The organism is Variovorax sp. S12S4 (assembly GCF_023195515.1).
GTDB lineage: Bacteria > Pseudomonadota > Gammaproteobacteria > Burkholderiales > Burkholderiaceae_C > Variovorax.
On sequence record NZ_JALPKR020000002.1, the window covers coordinates 4,910,492 to 4,925,043 of the forward strand.

A 14,552-nucleotide genomic window follows, 5' to 3' on the forward strand; every position below is an offset into this window, starting at 1 on the left:
CCGCCCAGCCCCAGCAACTAACATCAAGTGCACATGACCAAAGCCCTGGAGCCCTCCTCCCTTCCTCCCGCAACCCGCGAGCGCCGCCAGCGCGTGCAATCGGCCGAAACGGGCATGGCGGTGCTCAAGGGCCTTGCCCACTTGGGCGGCCGCAGCAGCCTCACCGCACTCTCGGCCCATGTCGCCGAAAGCCCGGCCAAGGTGCACCGCTACCTTGCGAGCCTGATGGAGGAAGGCCTGGTGCTGCAGGATGCCGTCTCGCAGCACTACTACCTGGGAACCGAAGCCATCCAGATCGGCTTGGCCGCCATGCGCCAGGCCGACCCGATTCGCGCGGCCGAGCCGTGCCTGGTGCGGCTGCGCGAGTCGCTGGAGGTCACTTGCTTTGTCGCCGTCATGGGCAACAAGGGGCCGACCATCGTGCGCTTCGAGGAGCCGGGCCTGCCCGTTACGGTGAACGTGCGCGCCGGCTCGGTGATGTCGATCCTCTGGTCCGCCACGGGCCGCGCGTTCCTGGGGTTGCTCGATGAGTCGCGGGTGCTCGCACTCGCCGAGCAGGAGCTCGCCGAATCGCCCGAGGACATGCGCGCCACGCTCGACGCGGCCGACCCCATCGGAGAACTGCGCCGCGACGTGCAGAAGGCGCATTGCGCAAGCGTGAAAGACACTTACCTGCGCGGCATCAGCGCCGTGGCGGCGCCGGTCTACGACTATGCGGGCCGCGTGTGCGCGGTGCTGACGGCATTGGGAGCGACAGGTGGATTCGACCCTGCCGTCGATGGACCCATCGCGACTGCAGTGCGGCGGGAAGCCTGCGCGGCCAGCGAGCTGCTGGGCTACCGCAAACCCGGTTAGCGGCCAATGCGTCTTGCTATTCCTCTTCGTGCGCCCGGTACTGCCCCGTCAATGTCTGCTGAACCCCCGGCGGCACGGCTTCGTAGTGCGACAACGCGATGGTGTAGCGGCCCTGGCCGCTGGTCATTGCGTTGAGCCTTGACTGGTAGTTGGCGAGTTCGGCCATGGGCACATGCCCGCCGACGCTCACGGTGCCGGCGCCGACATCGGACGTACCGGTGACCACGCCGCGCCGCGCGGACAAGTCGCTCGTGACATCGCCGACGGAATGCTCGGGCACGTCGATTCCTATCTGCACGATCGGCTCGAGCACCACGGGCCGGGCCTCGCGGATCGCGGCCATGAAGGCCTTGCGGCCGGCGGTCGCAAAGGCGATGTCCTTGCTGTCGACGCTGTGGTGCTTGCCGTCGTACACCACCACGCGCACATCGACCACTGGGTAGCCCGCAATGGCACCGCTCGCCAGCACCTCGCGCACGCCCTTCTCCACCGCGGGAATGAACTGGCCCGGAATCGCGCCGCCGCGCACCTCGTCGGCAAACTGAAAGCCGGCACCGCGCGGCAGCGGCTCGATGCGCAGGAAGACCTCGCCGAACTGGCCAGCGCCGCCGGTCTGCTTCTTGTGGCGGTGGTGGCCCTCGGCCGGCGCGGTCACGGTTTCGCGGTAGGCAATGCGCGGTGGCCGCGTCAACACCTCGAAGCGGTACACCTCGCGCAAGCGCTCGAGCACGATGCGCAGGTGAAGCTCGCCAAGTCCGTAGAGCACCGTCTCGTTGGTGGCGGCCACATGCTCGATGCGAAGGCACGGGTCCTCGGCGGCGAGCTTGCCGAGGATCTCCCACGCACGCTGTTCGTCGCCATGGCGCTTGGGCTCTACCGCCAGGCCATGCACCGGCACCGGAAACGCGAGTGGCGCGAGATGAACATGGCTGTCTTCCGCGGCGTCGTGCAGCACGGCATCGAAATGAATCTCGTCGACCTTGGCCACCGCCACGATGTCGCCCGGCACCGCATGCGACACCTCCACATGGTCTTTGCCCTGCAGCATGAACAGGTGCCCCACCTTGAAGGGCTTGCGGCCATCGCCAATGTAGAGCTGGCTGTCGCGCGTGAGCGTGCCCTGGTGCACGCGAAATATGCCCATCTTGCCGACGTAGGGGTCGACCGTGACCTTGAACACATGCGCCAGTACGTGCAGCGAAGGATCGGGCCGGACTTCCATCGGCCTGGCCTCCGCGCCCTCGCCAAGCAGAAACTCCGGCGGATTGCCTTCGGTGGGATCGGGCAGCAGCTTGACGATCACGTCCAGCAGCTCGGCCACGCCGGCGCCGCTGCGCGACGAGACGAAGCACACCGGTATCAGGTGGCCTTCGCGCAGCGCCTGCTCGAGCGGCGCATGCAGTTCCGCCGGATCCACGTCGCCCTCTTCGAGGTAGCGGTCGACAAAGGCCGCATCGACCTCGACCACCTGCTCCACCAGCGCGCGGTGCGCTGCTTCGACGGGGCCGAAGTCGGAGCGCCCGAAGCGGTTGAAGAAACAGTCGACCACCTGCCTGTTGACTCCGTCGGGCAGGTTGAGCGGCAGGCATTCGCGGCCGAAGGCTGCCTGGATATCGGCCAGCAGGCCCTGCAGCGAGACGCCCTGCGAGTCGATCTTGTTGACGATGATCATGCGCGCGAGGTGGCGCGAGGCCGCGTACTCCATCATGCGCACCGCCATCGGTTCGATGCCCGTGGCGGCGTTGATCACCACCGCCGCAGTCTCGACGGCCTCCAGTGCCGGCAGGCTCTGGCCGAGAAAGTCGGGGCCGCCGGGCGTGTCGATGAGGTGGATGCGCGTGCCGGCGTGCTTGAGGTGCATTACCGATGCGTTGAGCGAATGCAGCATGCGGCGCTCGAGCGGGTCATGGTCGCTGACGGTGCTGCCGCGTTCGATGCTGCCGCACGCGCCGATGGCACCCGCCTTGTGCAGCAAGGCCTCGGCAAGGGAGCTCTTGCCCGCGGCGGCGGGCCCGACGAGCGCCAGCGTGCGCACTGCTTCCATTTCGGCCGCGAGGCCGTTCGATCGGCTTGGCATGGCGTGGACTCCTTGGCGTCCGGGAGGCCGGCCCGGCGGCCTGCACAGGCTCGGGCACCGCGTGTGAACGCTGAGAGTCAGCCTACGGGAATGGCACTGCCGACGCAACGGCGCCAACCCCGGCCGGCTTTTCATTCGCAGGCAATGGTGAGAAAACGCGCAGCCACCCATCCACTCATACGTTGTCCTACAACTATGTAACTACTGGTGATACTTTGAAGCGAATTTCTTCGCAACTCCCGATTGACGTGGCATTGAAGCTGCCCGAATAATCCGCGCGCCGCGTCATAAGACAACTGATGTCGTATGACATCTGACGACGCTGCCCGACCAACCCCGGACATTCGATCAATAAAGGGAAATGCCATGAAACGCCGACAGTTTGCAATTTCGGTCCTGTCTCCCGTCGCGCTGGCCGCCTGTGGCGGTGGCGGCAACGACGGGCCGACCTTCCCGATTCCTCTTCCGCCAGCACCACCGCCCCCTGCTCCCCCCCCGCGCCAACGCCGCAAGCCACCGCCGCGGCAGGACTCAAGCGCGCGGCAAGCTACATGGACGAAGTGGTCTCCTACAAGGGCGGCTATGTGTGGTCGTACTCGCCCGATCTCACGCAGACTTTCGGAGAAATGGAAGCCAAGCGCACCATGCTGTGGCTGCAGCCGCCCGGCACATCTTCCATCGGCCATATCTACCTCGACGCCTATCATGCGACCGGCGACGAGCGCTTCTACCAGGCGGCCGACCGCACGGCCAAGGCAGTTGCCGCGGCCCAGCACAGCTCGGGCGGCTGGAACTACATCTACGACTTCAACGGCGAGGCCTCGCTGCAGCACTGGTACGAGACGGTGGGCATGAACGGCTGGCGCCTGGAGGAGTTCCAGCACTACTACGGCAACGCCACCTTCGACGACGCCACCACCGCCGTCGCATCGCAGCTGATGCTGCGCATGTACCTGGAGAAGAAAGACCCGGTCTACCAGGCCGCGACCGAGAATGCGATCAAGTTCATCACCGACGCGCAGTTCGGTCCCCAGTTCGGCATTGCCGACGGCGGCTGGCCGCAGCGCTTTCCGCACAACCCGAACGCGATCACGTCGATGCCCTTGCCCAACCCGCAGCAGCTGCCTGCCGGCGCGCGGGCGGGCATGGAAGACAGCGACTACACGCTGCACGTGACCTTCAACGACGACGTCATGGGCGAGAACATCAAGTTCCTGACCATGTGCGTGATGACGCTGGGACGCACCGAGCTGGTGGCCAACATCATTCGGGCGATGGATTGCATGCAGCGCATGCAGTGGACCTCGGGGATACTGCCGCTGCAATCGGGATGGAGCCTTCAGCACCTGTCGCGTGAAACGAACGGCCGCCCGGCGGGCGCTCCGGCCGGTGCGCGCTCGTACGAGCCGCGCTCACTGGCGACGCACACCACGCAGACCAACATCCAGCAGTTGCTCGGCTACTTCACGCTCACCGGCGACAAGAAGTACCTGTCGCAGCTGCAGAAGGCAATCGACTGGCTGAAGTCGCCATCCATCCAGCTTCCGGCCGATGTCGCGACCATCAACCCGCTGCTGGCCGGGCGCAACGTGGCCACGTTCATCGAGCTCGACACGAACGAGCCGCTCTTCGTTCACCGCTACGGCTCCAACATCCATAACGGCGCGTACTTTTTCGACAAGGACATCACCAACACGATCAGCCACTACTCGTCGGGCCGCTCGGTGAATGCCGCGGCGCTGCAGAAGCGCCTGGACGAACTCAACGCGATGACGCAGCCGCAGATCGATGCCATGGTTGCCAAGTCGCCGCTGCGGGCCACCACGCCCCGGCCGCTGCCAAAGTACTTTGCCGCCGTTCGCGAAGTGGATTTTCCGGACCTGTTCGAAGGCGCGGTGCTGAAGACGCCGGTGGTGCCCGAATCGGAAGTGCAGACGATCCTGGCCGCGCTGGTGGACGGCAACTACTGGACCGCGCCCGTGCCAGAGATCGTGAACCCCTACCGCGGCAACGGACCGACGACGCCGTATACCGGCACGGCGTACCGCAGCCGCCACGTGGGCGACATCTACGACACCTCGCCATATCCGGCCGATGCGCCGCCGGAGATCGAGCCGTACGTGAAGCGCGACAAGCCGCAGTTCATCGTCACGTCGAACTTCATCGCCCGCATGGGACGGTTGATCTCGTTCATCTCGCCGGTGGCCTGAGCCGGGCAGGCAATCACCTAGGGAGTGGGCGACCCGTCGCTCACCAGTTGCCAAAGAGCCTCTGCCACGGGGGCCATGTTTGCAACCTGGCGGTACAGCCGGATTTCCACCGGCACCCGCCAGGCGCCCTTGCCCGCATCGGCCAGCGCACCGGTGTGCAAGTCGTCCGCGACCAGGCTCATGGGCAGCCACGCAAGGCCCCGCCCTTCGAGCGCCATGGTTCTGAGCAGCGCGGCGTGGTGCGCCGTAAAAACCACCGAGAGCGACGAGGCAAAGTCTTTGCCGAACTCGCTGTCCTGTATCGCACGCATGATTCGCCCCAAGCCGGAGGCTTCGCTGTAGGCCAGCACCGAAGGCGGCTGCGCAGTGCCAAGCGCATGCAGCGGCGCGCCCTGGGCATCTGGTGCCGACACCGGAACCAGCACGTCTTCGCTCAGCCGCAGAACCGGGTACTGCCCTTCGTCGAGCCGGCCCGGTGCGCCAGCATGACCGTGGCACAGCACAAACTGTACGCGGCGCTGCAGCATCAGGTCTTCGCAGGCCTGCGAACTGTCAGAGATGGTCTGAATCGGCCCCAGGCTCAGCCGGCTTTCCACGCTGCCCAGCCAGCGCGGAAAGAAGGTCAGCGACAGCACATGCGTGGCGGCAAATCTCAGGCTGGCCGCGGCCATGTCGTGTGCCGCACGCGCCTTGATGCGGGCGGCTTCCAGGCCGGCCAGCAGCTCCTTCAGCAGCGGCTCGAAACGCTTGCCGGCGGCAGTCAGCGCCGCGGGGTGCGCGCTGCGGTCGAACAGGTCGACACCCACCCACTCTTCCAGCGCGCGAATGTGCCGGCTGAACGCAGGCTGGGCAATGGAGCGCACCTGCGCCGCGCGCGAGAAATTGCCCGTCTCGGCCAAGGCAATAAAGTCTTCCAGCCATTCGAGGTCGAGGGGGCGGTTGCCGGGGCCCATGTGCAGCGCAATCGGTTGAATAGTTGTATGCGTTTCGAGTATTGGACTGTGCATGCCCCGCCGGCAAAAGATGCACCCATTCCTGCACCTTGAACCACAACGGAGACACAGCATGCCTTCCATCGCGAATTATCGCGGGATCATTCCCGCCATTTCCTGCCCCTTCACGGCCGACCACCGCATCGACGAACCGGCGCTGCGCAAGCTGGCCTCATGGCTGGCGGGGCACGACGGCGTGGTGGCGGTCATGACCAACGGCCACACCGGCGAGGTGTTTTCGCTGACGCCGGCCGAGCGCGCCGAGGTCACCCGCATCGTGGCCGACGAGCTGCGCGACCGCACCCCGGTCATCTCGTCCATCGTGTGCGAAGGCCTGGCCGAAGCCGCCGAGCATGCGCGCGCCGCACAGGCCGCCGGCGCTGTGGCGCTCGACGTGATGCCGCCCCACCACTGGCTGCGCTTCGGCTTCACGCCGGGGCATGCGTTGCAGTACTTCGAGGCCATTCACCGCGCCGCGCCGGAACTCGACCTGGTCTGCCACGTGTACCCGGCCTGGACGCGCGCCTCTTACTCTTCGCAGCTGCTGGCCGAGCTGGCCCGCCTGCCGTACCTGCAGGCCTTCAAGGTCGGCCAGCGCGACATGAACAAGTACGCCCGCGACATCCAGGCGATTCGCGAGGCCGACGCTTCCAAGGCCATTCTCACGTGCCACGACGAGTACCTGCTGGCCTCGATGGTGCAAGGCGTGGACGGTGCGCTGGTCGGCTTCGCCACCTTCATTCCGCAACTGATCATCGACCTGTGGAATGCGGTGAAGGCTGGCGATCTGAAAAAGGCCATCGCGGTGCAGGCCCTCATCACACCGCTGAAAGACGCCGTGTATGGCGGCGGCGAGCCGACCGGCGAAGCGCATGCGCGCATGAAGGGCGGCATGTTCCTGGCCGGCGTGCTCGACAACGCCACGGTGCGCCCGCCGACCGAGGCGCCGAACGAACGCGAAATGGAGGCGCTGCGCGCCGCGGTGCGGCAAGCCGGTTTGTCGAAGCGCTGATCAAGCACGGGCGACCCGGCACTGCCGGCGCCCTCCCCCAAAAAACCAGAAGGAGACAAGAGACATGCAACGCAACCATTTCCTGCGCGCCACGCTCGCGGTTCTCGCGCTTGGCGCGGCTTCCTGCGGCTTTGCACAGACGCAAGCATGGCCCACGCGGCCCGTGCGCGTGGTCATTCCGTTTCCGCCCGGCGGCACGCTCGACACCGTGGGCCGCCTGCTCGCGCAGAAGCTCGGCGACCAGACCGGCCAGCCCTTTATCGTCGAGAACCGGCCCGGCGGCAACGGCGTGATCGGTGCCGACGTGGTGTCGAAGGCGCCGGCCGATGGCTACACGCTGCTGTTCAACGCATCGACTTTCACCACGGCGCCGATGACGATGAAGTCCGTACCCTACGAGATCGTGCGCGACTTCACGCCGGTGGCGCTGGTAGCCAAGGCGCCGCTGTCGGTCGCCATCAACAAGAACCTGCCGATCACCGACGTCAAGTCGCTCATCGCGTACGCCAAGGCGAACCCGGGCAAGATGACTTTCGCGGTCGGCTCCATCGGCTCGGCCGGCCATCTCTCGACCGAGCTGCTCAAGCGCGCGGGCGGGCTCGACTACCTGATCGTGCCGTACAAGGGCACGGCGCCGGCCTTTCAGGACTTGATCGGCGGGCAGATCGACGGGTTCATCGACCCGATTCTGGGATCGTTGCAGTACCACAAGAGCGGCATGCTGCGCGTGGTGGCCGTGACCTCAGCCAACCGCGCCACCAGCCTGCCGAACGTGCCCACGGTGGCCGAGAGTATTCCGGGCTACGAGTTCTACAGCTGGTACGGCCTGTGGGGCCCGGCCAAGCTTCCGGCGGCCATCACGCAGCGGCTCAATGCCGAAGTGAACAAGGCGCTGGGCACCGACATGCGCGAGACGCTGAACGCGCAGGGGCTGCTGCTGACGCCGGGTAGCGTCGACGACTTCGCCCGGTTCCAGCAGGCCGACATGGAACGCTCGAAGAAGATCATCACCGAGGGCAATATCCGTGTCGAATGAAGCAGCCGTCCCGCATGCCGTGGTGACCGGCAGCAGCAGCGGCATCGGCCGCGCCATCGCCTCGCATCTGCTGGAACAAGGCTGGCGCGTGAGCGGGCTCGACCTTGCGGCGCCCACGCTGTCGCATACAGCCTTTCTTCACACGGCGGTGGATCTGTCGGATGCCGAAGCCATCACGCATGCCATGGCAGCCCTGCAAGATACCGACGCGCTGGTGCATGCGGCCGGCGTGCTGCGCGTCGGCCCGCTGGGCCAGCTCGACCATGCGGGCGGCGAGCTGATGTGGCGCCTGCATGTCGATGCGGCCACGCGCCTGGCCGATGCACTCGTGCCCGCGATGGCTGCGCGCGGCAGCGGCCGCGTGGTGCTCGTCGGCAGCCGTGTTGCGCAAGGCATGCCTGGCCGCGGGCAATACGCCGCCACCAAGGCGGCGCTGGTCGCGCTCGCGCGCAGCTGGGCGGCGGAGGTGGCCGCGAGCGGCGTCACCATCAACGTGGTGTCGCCCGGCGCCACGCAGACCGCCATGCTGCAAGACCCGGCGCGCGCGGGCAGCGCACCGCGCCTGACACCCATCGGGCGGCTGATCCAGCCCGAGGAAATAGCCGCGCTGGTTGCCTTTCTTCTCTCGGCGCCGGCAGCCGCCATCACCGGCCAGGACATCGCCATTTGTGGTGGTGCATCGCTGCAACGCTAATACCAATGCACCCATGCCAAGGCGCATTGAGTCGAAAGTGGTGCGAGTTTTCCGACACCTCTTGTAGCGTGTTCCGCACGATTACTGGGGTGACACCCTGAGCACAAGCCGAAGTTGTTGGGCTAGTATTTCCATACAGTGCCAGCAACACCCAGACCCATTGAGTACTTGCTCGAACTCGAGCACGCCAGCCTCCCGGTGCATATCCGGGACCGCGATGCGATCCAGGCCATTGCCGTCCTGAAGGCCATTGGCTGTGTCGAGGCGGAGATCTCTCCGCCCCTCGATCTCTGCAGTTCGTTCGAAGACTACGAGTGCGCTGTGGTGAGGGAAATCACGCCCGTGGGACGAACGGAGTTGGCCGCGGAATACGGCTGACGCAACTCCATCACAACGTTTGCGCCAGCCCAAGCACGGCCGTGGCCTGGCTGGACAGCGTGCCGCCGTTGCCATGTGCCAGCGCCGTGCGGGCACCGGCCACCTGCCGGTCGCCGCCTTCTCCACGAAGCTGCCGCACCGCCTCGATCAACGCGAAGATTCCGTACATGCCCGGGTGAACGCAGGACAACCCGCCGCCGTTGGTGTTGACCGGCAGCCTACCGCCGGGCGCAATGGCACCGCCGCGCACGAAGGCGCCGCCCTCGCCCTTGGCGCAGAAGCCCAGGTCTTCAAGGAAAAGCAGCACGTTGATGGTGAAGGCGTCATACAGCTCCACCACGTCGATGTCGCTCGGCGCCAGGCCGGCCATGGCAAACGCGGCGCGACCGCTGTCGCGCGCGGCCGTCGTCGTCAGGTCGTGCATCGATGAAATCTGCCGGTTCCAAACCGCCGTGGCGGTGCCCAGCACATGCACCGGCTCGCGCGGCAAGTCCCGCGCACGGTCGGCGCGCACCAGCACGAAGGCGCCTGCGCCGTCGGTCACGAGGCAACTGTCGCGCACGGTCAGCGGGTCGCAAACCATGCGCGCACCGAGCACGTCGTCTATGGAAAGCGGGTCGCGCATGAACGCCTCGGGGTTCAGCCGGGCCCAGGCGCGCGCGGCCACTGCCACTTCTGCAAGGTCGCACCGCGTGGTGCCGAACTCGTGCATGTGGCGCGATGCGGCCAGCGCATAGGCCGAGAGCGGCTGCATCGGTTCATAAGGCGTTTCGTAAGGCTGCGGGTCGAGGTAGCGGCGGCTTGCCACCACTTCCCTGCGCCCGAAGGTGGCCGTGCGCTGCGCGCTTCCGTAGCAGACGAGCACCGCGTTGCATTGGCCGCTGGCCAGCGCCTGCATGGCCGGCAGCAGGTGCGCGATGAAGCTCGAGCCGCCGAGCATCGTGCTGTCGATGTAGCTTGGGCGAAGGCCCAGGTACTCGACAACCGGCATGGCCCACATCGTTGCGCTTGCGCTGGCGGTGCAGAGTCCGTCGATGTCCTTCATGGCCAGCCCGGCGTCGGACACAGCGCGGCGCGCAGCTTCGGCCAGCAGTTCCATGTCGGTGTGGCCGGGCGACTCGCCGCAGCCATAGGTGGCCACGCCGGCGATGGCGGCGCTGCCGCGCAGTTGCTTCAGCGTGGTCATGCGGCGTCTCCCGTGATGGCATCGAAAACCACAATGCCGCTGCCGCCGGGCGGCACCACCACGCGCGCCCGCACACGCAGGCCAATGCGCACGTCGGCCGGCGGCATGCCTTCGACGCGGCTCATCAGGCGCACGCCTTCGTCCAGCTCGACGATGCTCACGTTGTAGTCGCCACCTGCTTCAGGCTTGCGGCGCACCGTGGTCACGGCGTACACGGCGCCGGTGCCGGCAGGTGCCACCAGCGCGGGCTCTTCAGCGCCGCAGTGGGGGCACAGCACCCGCGGAAAGTACACCGCGCGCTGGCAGGCCCCGCAGCGCTGGATGAGAAAGCGGCCCGCGTCCAGCTCGGCCTGGTGGCGCGCCAGCACGCCGGTGCCGATCGGTTTTGATGTCGTCGATGAATGCGTCATTGAAATGGCCGGAGTTCGGCATGGGTTGCGTCGAGCATGCCGGCTACGCCCCATCCGCGCCATTCGCGATTCCCGAAGGGCCCCTCGGCGTGGCCGAACCGATCGGCCGTGTGTGCAAATGATTCTTTCTGCCAACGGCTTTCAGGCTTTGTGCCATGGGCACGCGAGGCCCCTGTTTTTAGACTGCACCGCGCCCGTTCCAAATTCACCCAGGACAAAATCGATGGAGACAACCGGCGCATCGCGCCCGCCGCTGGCCGGCATTCGCGTACTCGACCTGACCCGCCTGCTGCCCGGGCCGGTCTGCACATTGCACCTGGCCGACCTTGGCGCCGAGGTGCTCAAGATCGAAGACACCGGCCTTGGCGACTACGCCGCACCGGCCCTGCGCGCCATGGTCCAGCGCAACAAGAAAGGCATGCGGCTCGACCTGAAGCAGGCCGACGGCGTGGCGCTGCTCCACCGCCTGGCCGAGAGCGCCGACGTGCTGGTCGAAGGTTTCAGGCCCGGCGTGATGGACAGGCTGGGCGTGGGCTATGCCGCGCTTTCGGCGGTGAACCCGCGCCTGGTTTACTGCAGCATTACCGGCTTCGGCCAGACCGGGCCTTACCGCGACGAGCCGGGGCACGACCTGAACTACTGCGCACTCAGCGGCGTCAGCGACCAGATCGGCCGCGACGACGCCGGCCCCGCCCTCTCCAACCTGCCCATCGCCGACTTGCTCGGCGGCTCGATGAATGCGGTGATGGGCATCCTTGCGGCCCTGTTCGACGCGGCGCGCACCGGCACCGGCCGCCATGTGGACATTTCCATGGCCGACGGCGTGCTGGCGCATGCGCTGGTGCCGCTGGTCACGCTGGCCACGCAGGGCGCCACGCGCCGCGCGGGCCTCGACAAGCTCAGCGGGGCGCTACCCTGCTATGCCATGTACCGCACGCAGGACGGGCGCCACCTGTCTGTCGGTGCGCTAGAGCACAAGTTCTGGGAGCGCTTCTGCGACGTGCTCGGCCGGCCCGACCTGAAGCCGATGCACATGCCGCCCGACCGCGCCACCGCCGAGCGGGTGCGCGCCGACGTGGCCGCCCTGATCGAAGCGCGGCCGCTTGCGTATTGGGCCGATGTGTTCCATGGCCGGCAGTGCTGCGTCACACCCGTGCTGCGGCTCGAAGAAGCGTTGGCGCATGAGAATTTCATCGCGCGCGGCATGGTGCATCCACCGGTCGCCGAAGGCAGTGCGCCGCAACTGGCATGCCCCGTGAAGATGACTGGCTTCGAGTTTTCGATCGAGCGGCCGGCGCCGTCGCCGGGCCAGGACACCGACGAGGTGCTCACGGCGCTGGGGCACGACGAAACCGCGCGCGCCGACCTGCGCCGGCGCGGCGTGGTGGGCTGAGAGCGCGCCACCGCCCGGTGCAGCTGCTCCTAGAATCCGGCCATGCGTGCGCCGCACGGGGCGCTGCCGCACCTCGAACGCCCATGGCCATCAGGCACACACCGACACACAGCACGCGCCACACCATCGGCATCCAGCACGTCGACCAGATCCTGATCGGCGCGCGGGCGCGGGGCGCCGATGTGGATGCACTGCTGCAGCGTGCCGGCATCTCTGCAGCGCTGCTCGATGCACCGCTTTCGCGTGTCACGCAAGACCAGTTCGCGGCGCTCATCTTCGCGCTACGACATCGCCTGCGCGACGAGCTGTGGGGCCTGTGCAGCCAGCCGGTGCCGACGGGGAGCTTTGCGCAGGCCACGCGCCTCCTCATTCGCTGCCGCACGCTCGGGGAGGCCTTGACGCTCGGCCTGCGCCACTACCGTTTGCTGCTCAGCGACTTCGTGCCGCGCCTGCATGTGCAGCAAGGCGAGGCCACCTTCGCGCTGGTGCCGCGCGTGCCGCTCACGGCATCGGTGGCTTATGCGCAGCGGGCGTTTTCTTTTCTTGCCTATGGCCTGGTCTCCTGGCTGGTTGCGCGGCGCGTGCCGCTGCTGCAGGTGGATTACCCGCACCAGGACGAACGTGCCAGCGATGCGCCCGCGCTGTTCCAGGCGCCGGTGCGTTTTGGTGCGGGCTGCACCGGTTGGCGCTTCGAGGCGCGCTGGCTCGAACTGCCGGTGGTGCAGAACGAGCAAAGCCTGGAGGAGTTTCTTCGCCAGGCACCGGCCAGCCTGCTGGTGAAGTACCGCGACCAGACCAGCATGACCGAGCGCATCCGCCGCATCTTGCGGCGGCAGTTGGCCGATGAACTGCCTTCGCTCGAAGCGGTCGGCAAGCAGCTGGCCGTTACGCCGCAAACACTGCGCCGCCGCCTGGCCGAAGAAGGCCAGGGCTACCGCGCCATCAAGGACGACCTGCGGCGCGATGCCGCCATCGAGTACCTGGCGCGGCCCGAGCTGAATCTGGTCGAGATCGCGCAGCGGCTCGGCTTCTCGGAAGCCAGCACTTTTCACCGCGCCTTCAAGCACTGGACCGGCGTGGCCCCGGGCGAATACCGCACCACGCGGCTGCGCGAGCACTGAACCCGCCGGATCGGCACGCTGATCGAACGTGCCAATCCGAATCATCGGTTCGGCCATGGGCCGCACTGCATCGTCTCCCTAAACTTTCCTCATCGGTCCTGCGAAGTTCGCAGGTTCGACATGACACCGGCCACCGCCGGTGATCGCCACAGGCAGCGGTACAGCTGCCGAAAAAGACAGGAGACAGAGATGACGTATCGCGCTCTTTCCCGCCGCCAGGCCCTCGGCGCACTTGCCGCATCGGCCATGTGCCTTGCAGCGCCGGCTACCCTAGCCCAGCCGCCTGCCTATCCGCACAAACCCGTGACGCTGATCCTGCCCTTTCCCGCGGGTGGTGCAACCGATGCGCAGATGCGCGCCATTGCATTGGCGCTGGGCAAGGAAATCGGCCAGACGGTTGTCGTGGTCAACCAGCCGGGCCTGGCCGGCACGCTGGCGCCCGCGGCCATGGCGCGCAGCGCCGCACCCGACGGCTACACCATCTCCGTCGTTCCGGCCACGCTGTTTCGCCTGCTGCATCTACAAAAGGTGAACTACGACCCGGTGACCGACTTCACCTACATCATCAACCTCACGGGCTACACCAACGGCCTTGTGGTTCGCGACGACGCGCCGTGGAAAACGCTGCAAGACCTGCTCGACGATGCCAAGCGCCGTCCGGGGCAGATCAGCTATAGCTCCACCGGCGTGGGCAGCGGCGGCCACATTGCAATGGAACGCCTGTCGCGCGCCGTAGGCGTGAAGCTCAACTTCATTCCGTTCAAGGGCATGGCCGAGGAAACCAGCGCGCTGCTCGGCGGGCACATCGACGTCATTTCCGACCCCGGCTGGGGCGCGCTGGTCGAAAGCGGCAAGGCCCGCGTGCTCGCCACCCTGGGCGACAAGCGCCTGAAGCGCTGGCCGCAAGTGCCCACGCTGAAAGAAATGGGCCACGACATCACAGTCAATTCGCCGGTCGGCATCGTCGGCCCCAAGGGCATGGACTCGGCCCTGGTGAAGACGCTGCACGACGCATTCCAGCGCGCGATGAAAGACCCCACCTACCAGCGCGCGCTGGAGCTCTACGACCAGCCCGACATCTACATGTCGAGCGCGGCATACCAGCAATACGCCGCCGAGCAGACGGCGCGCGAGAAAACCTTCATCGAACAGCTCGGCATCAAGCTGCAGTAGCCGAGCGCTTTTTCT

The 14,552-nt window shown here is 66.9% G+C and carries 13 protein-coding genes; 9 read left to right on the forward strand and 4 right to left on the reverse strand.

The window, feature by feature from the left end; all coding sequences use genetic code 11:
- The first annotated feature begins 33 nt into the window (after positions 1–33).
- Positions 34–855: an IclR family transcriptional regulator gene (locus tag M0765_RS24050; RefSeq protein WP_258506321.1), complete on the forward strand. Its 822-nt coding sequence runs from the start codon at positions 34–36 to the stop codon at positions 853–855.
- Positions 856–871: 16 nt separating this feature from the next.
- Here M0765_RS24050 and fusA read toward each other — a convergent pair whose 3' ends face one another.
- Positions 872–2,932 (reverse strand): elongation factor G, encoded by a 2,061-nt coding sequence (gene fusA, locus M0765_RS24055; RefSeq protein WP_258506322.1) that lies wholly within the window; start codon positions 2,930–2,932, stop codon positions 872–874.
- A 551-nt stretch (positions 2,933–3,483) separates the two neighbouring features.
- Between fusA and M0765_RS24060 the strand changes: the two genes are divergently transcribed.
- Positions 3,484–5,142, forward strand: coding sequence for a pectate lyase (locus M0765_RS24060; RefSeq protein ID WP_258506323.1), 1,659 nt, complete (start codon positions 3,484–3,486; stop codon positions 5,140–5,142).
- A 17-nt stretch (positions 5,143–5,159) separates the two neighbouring features.
- On the opposite strand, the gene M0765_RS24065 is transcribed toward M0765_RS24060, so the two are convergent.
- Entirely contained in the window at positions 5,160–6,095 is a 936-nt protein-coding gene (locus M0765_RS24065; RefSeq protein ID WP_258506324.1) for a LysR family transcriptional regulator, read from the reverse strand.
- A 112-nt stretch (positions 6,096–6,207) separates the two neighbouring features.
- On the opposite strand from M0765_RS24065, the gene M0765_RS24070 reads away from it, so the two are divergent.
- The 4 genes from M0765_RS24070 (at position 6,208) to M0765_RS24085 (ending at position 9,254) form a co-directional block, all read left to right on the forward strand.
- Positions 6,208–7,146 carry a dihydrodipicolinate synthase family protein gene (locus M0765_RS24070; protein ID WP_258506326.1) on the forward strand — a complete coding sequence of 313 codons (939 nt, stop codon included), beginning with the start codon at positions 6,208–6,210 and terminating at the stop codon, positions 7,144–7,146.
- Positions 7,147–7,210: 64 nt separating this feature from the next.
- Complete coding sequence (locus M0765_RS24075) at positions 7,211–8,182, forward strand: Bug family tripartite tricarboxylate transporter substrate binding protein (protein ID WP_258506327.1); 972 nt, start codon at positions 7,211–7,213, stop codon at positions 8,180–8,182.
- Entirely contained in the window at positions 8,172–8,876 is a 705-nt protein-coding gene (locus M0765_RS24080; protein ID WP_258506328.1) for an SDR family NAD(P)-dependent oxidoreductase, read from the forward strand. The genes M0765_RS24075 and M0765_RS24080 overlap by 11 nt, the downstream gene beginning before the upstream one ends.
- Before the next feature lie 168 nt (positions 8,877–9,044).
- Positions 9,045–9,254 carry a hypothetical protein gene (locus tag M0765_RS24085; RefSeq protein WP_258506329.1) on the forward strand — a complete coding sequence of 70 codons (210 nt, stop codon included), beginning with the start codon at positions 9,045–9,047 and terminating at the stop codon, positions 9,252–9,254.
- A 10-nt stretch (positions 9,255–9,264) separates the two neighbouring features.
- Here the strand turns inward: M0765_RS24085 and M0765_RS24090 are convergent, their stop codons facing one another.
- Entirely contained in the window at positions 9,265–10,440 is a 1,176-nt protein-coding gene (locus tag M0765_RS24090) for a thiolase (protein ID WP_258506330.1), read from the reverse strand.
- Positions 10,437–10,850 (reverse strand): Zn-ribbon domain-containing OB-fold protein, encoded by a 414-nt coding sequence (locus tag M0765_RS24095; RefSeq protein WP_258506331.1) that lies wholly within the window; start codon positions 10,848–10,850, stop codon positions 10,437–10,439. Before M0765_RS24095 ends, M0765_RS24090 begins: the two co-directional genes overlap by 4 nt.
- 223 nt (positions 10,851–11,073) lie before the next feature.
- Here M0765_RS24095 and M0765_RS24100 point away from each other — a divergent pair, with 223 nt between their 5' ends.
- The 3 genes from M0765_RS24100 to M0765_RS24110 all read left to right on the forward strand — a co-directional run bounded on the left by M0765_RS24100 (position 11,074) and on the right by M0765_RS24110 (position 14,537).
- The gene (locus tag M0765_RS24100; protein WP_258506332.1) at positions 11,074–12,243 is read left to right on the forward strand and encodes a CaiB/BaiF CoA transferase family protein; all 1,170 of its coding nucleotides are present in this window, start codon (positions 11,074–11,076) and stop codon (positions 12,241–12,243) included.
- 83 nt (positions 12,244–12,326) lie between these two features.
- Positions 12,327–13,364, forward strand: a complete 1,038-nt coding sequence (locus M0765_RS24105) for an AraC family transcriptional regulator (protein WP_157613891.1) — start codon at positions 12,327–12,329, stop codon at positions 13,362–13,364.
- A gap of 189 nt (positions 13,365–13,553) precedes the next feature.
- Entirely contained in the window at positions 13,554–14,537 is a 984-nt protein-coding gene (locus tag M0765_RS24110; protein WP_258506333.1) for a Bug family tripartite tricarboxylate transporter substrate binding protein, read from the forward strand.
- Positions 14,538–14,552: the final 15 nt, after the last annotated feature.

Excerpts from the sequence above, each read along its gene's own strand:
- M0765_RS24050 (WP_258506321.1), top strand. The coding sequence starts at position 34 with ATGACCAAAGCCCTGGAGCCCTCCTCCCTTCCTCCCGCAACCCGCGAG.
- fusA (WP_258506322.1), bottom strand. The coding sequence starts at position 2,932 with ATGCCAAGCCGATCGAACGGCCTCGCGGCCGAAATGGAAGCAGTGCGC.
- M0765_RS24060 (WP_258506323.1), top strand. The coding sequence starts at position 3,484 with ATGGACGAAGTGGTCTCCTACAAGGGCGGCTATGTGTGGTCGTACTCG.
- M0765_RS24065 (WP_258506324.1), bottom strand. The coding sequence starts at position 6,095 with ATGGGCCCCGGCAACCGCCCCCTCGACCTCGAATGGCTGGAAGACTTT.
- M0765_RS24070 (WP_258506326.1), top strand. The coding sequence starts at position 6,208 with ATGCCTTCCATCGCGAATTATCGCGGGATCATTCCCGCCATTTCCTGC.
- M0765_RS24075 (WP_258506327.1), top strand. The coding sequence starts at position 7,211 with ATGCAACGCAACCATTTCCTGCGCGCCACGCTCGCGGTTCTCGCGCTT.
- M0765_RS24090 (WP_258506330.1), bottom strand. The coding sequence starts at position 10,440 with ATGACCACGCTGAAGCAACTGCGCGGCAGCGCCGCCATCGCCGGCGTG.
- M0765_RS24095 (WP_258506331.1), bottom strand. The coding sequence starts at position 10,850 with ATGACGCATTCATCGACGACATCAAAACCGATCGGCACCGGCGTGCTG.
- M0765_RS24100 (WP_258506332.1), top strand. The coding sequence starts at position 11,074 with ATGGAGACAACCGGCGCATCGCGCCCGCCGCTGGCCGGCATTCGCGTA.
- M0765_RS24105 (WP_157613891.1), top strand. The coding sequence starts at position 12,327 with ATGGCCATCAGGCACACACCGACACACAGCACGCGCCACACCATCGGC.
- M0765_RS24110 (WP_258506333.1), top strand. The coding sequence starts at position 13,554 with ATGACGTATCGCGCTCTTTCCCGCCGCCAGGCCCTCGGCGCACTTGCC.